Raw genomic sequence first — 1,868 nt, forward strand, 5'->3', positions numbered from 1 at the left:
AGCAGCATGAATGCGCCGAAAGTTGTTTTCGGCAGGCGGATTGCCAAGCTCCGCCATCGATTTTTCGAAAAAACTGTCAACGCGAATATCTACAAAACTGACGAAAACAAGGGAGCCCTGATAGCTGCGGGCGACCATAACAATTGTCGCAAGCCATTGACAGACCCGCCAAACGCGAAATTATCCGCCAGGGACGGATTTCAAAGAATCCCAGCGGAGAAGACATGTCAGTAAAGTTGGAAATTTTATTCGCAAAGTCGGCAAAGCTCAATGGCGGCCTGGCGATCCTGTTGAAGACCGCGGAGGCCGACAGCGCTGCCGGCGCTGAAACAGTCGACCCGGCAGGTGTGATCGCCAAGGCTGCGAGGATTGCCCGATTCTCCGCGAAATCCATGGGTGCGCTCGATATTGTCGCCCCCGAAGGCGCGCCCGTCGACCGCATCGTCGTCATCGGGCTCGGCAAGGCCGCCGAAATCACCGCCCATGACTGGCTGAAGGCCGGCGGTGCTGTGGCCTCGAGAATCAAGAACACCGACAAGGCCGCCGTCTTCATCGACGTGCCCGGGCTCGAGACCAGCACGCGGGCAGCTGCCGATTTCGGGCTCGGCATGCTGCTGCGCGCCTATAGCTTCGATACGTATAAGACGAAGAAGGGCGACGAGGAGGAGAAGCCGGCGAAATCCGTCAAGGTGACGATCGTCACCGCCGATCCGGGTGGTGCCAAGAAGGCGTTTTCCGATTCCGAAGCGATCGCCGGCGGCGTCAATCTTGCCCGTGACCTCGTCAACGAACCGCCGAACGTGCTCGGCCCCGTCGAGTTCGCCGCTAAGGCCAAGGAACTGGAAAAGCTCGGCGTCGAAGTGGAAATCCTGACGGAGCGCGAAATGCGCCGCCTCGGCATGGGCGCCCTTCTCGGCGTCGCCCAGGGCTCCGTGCGCCCGCCGCGCCTGGCGGTCATGCAGTGGAAGGGCGGCAAGGGCAAGGATCGCCCCGTCGCCTTCATCGGCAAGGGTGTCGTCTTCGATACCGGCGGCATTTCGATCAAGCCGGCCGCCGGCATGGAAGATATGAAGGGCGATATGGGCGGTGCCGCAGCCGTCACCGGCCTCATGCATGTGCTCGCCTCCCGCAAGGCCGCCGTCAACGCCGTCGGCATCATCGGCCTGGTCGAGAACATGCCTGACGGCAACGCCCAGCGTCCCGGCGACATCGTCACGTCGATGTCCGGCCAGACGATCGAGGTGATCAACACCGATGCCGAGGGCCGCCTCGTGCTCTGCGATGCGCTCTGGTACTGCAACGACCGCTTCAAGCCGCAATTCATGATCAATCTTGCGACGCTCACCGGCGCGATCGTCGTGGCGCTCGGCAATGTGCATGCCGGCCTGTTCTCCAACGACGACCAGCTTTCCGCCCAACTGACGGCAGCCGGCCTTTCCACCAACGAGAAGCTCTGGCGCATGCCGCTCGGCAGGGACTACGACAAGCTGATCGACAGCAAGTTCGCCGACATGAAGAACACCGGCGGCCGGCAGGCTGGCTCGATCACGGCGGCGCATTTCATCAAGCGCTTCGTGCAGGACACGCCTTGGGCGCATCTCGATATTGCCGGCACGGCGATGGGCTCGCCGCAGGACGAGATCAATCAATCCTGGGGTTCCGGCTTCGGCGTGCGCCTGCTCGACGAACTCGTTCGCGCCCATTATGAATCCTGATGACGGAAATTCTCTTCTATCATCTGACTGAAACCAGGCTAGAGGACGCGCTTCCGCCGCTCATCGATAAAAGCGTCGAGCGCGGCTGGCGCGTTGCCGTCCAGACGCGCGAGCCGGCGCGGCGTGATGCTCTCGATCAGCATCTTTGGACTT

At 61.8% G+C, this 1,868-nt stretch carries 2 protein-coding genes and 1 pseudogene; 2 read left to right on the plus strand and 1 reads right to left on the minus strand.

Annotated elements, in window-relative coordinates; translation table 11 throughout:
• Positions 1–80, minus strand: a pseudogene (locus FY112_RS37705) (phosphatase); the annotation flags it as partial.
• 144 nt (positions 81–224) lie between these two features.
• Here FY112_RS37705 and FY112_RS13250 point away from each other — a divergent pair.
• Together FY112_RS13250 and FY112_RS13255 are read left to right on the plus strand one after the other, a co-directional pair.
• Positions 225–1,715 carry a leucyl aminopeptidase gene (locus tag FY112_RS13250; protein WP_151518549.1) on the plus strand — a complete coding sequence of 497 codons (1,491 nt, stop codon included), beginning with the start codon at positions 225–227 and terminating at the stop codon, positions 1,713–1,715.
• Positions 1,715–1,868, plus strand: a 154-nt coding sequence (locus FY112_RS13255; protein WP_181018207.1) for a DNA polymerase III subunit chi, incomplete at its 3' end; no start/stop codon positions are given. The genes FY112_RS13250 and FY112_RS13255, both read left to right, overlap by 1 nt.

This window comes from Rhizobium sp. PEPV16, from assembly GCF_008919455.1.
Lineage (GTDB): Bacteria > Pseudomonadota > Alphaproteobacteria > Rhizobiales > Rhizobiaceae > Rhizobium > Rhizobium leguminosarum_Q.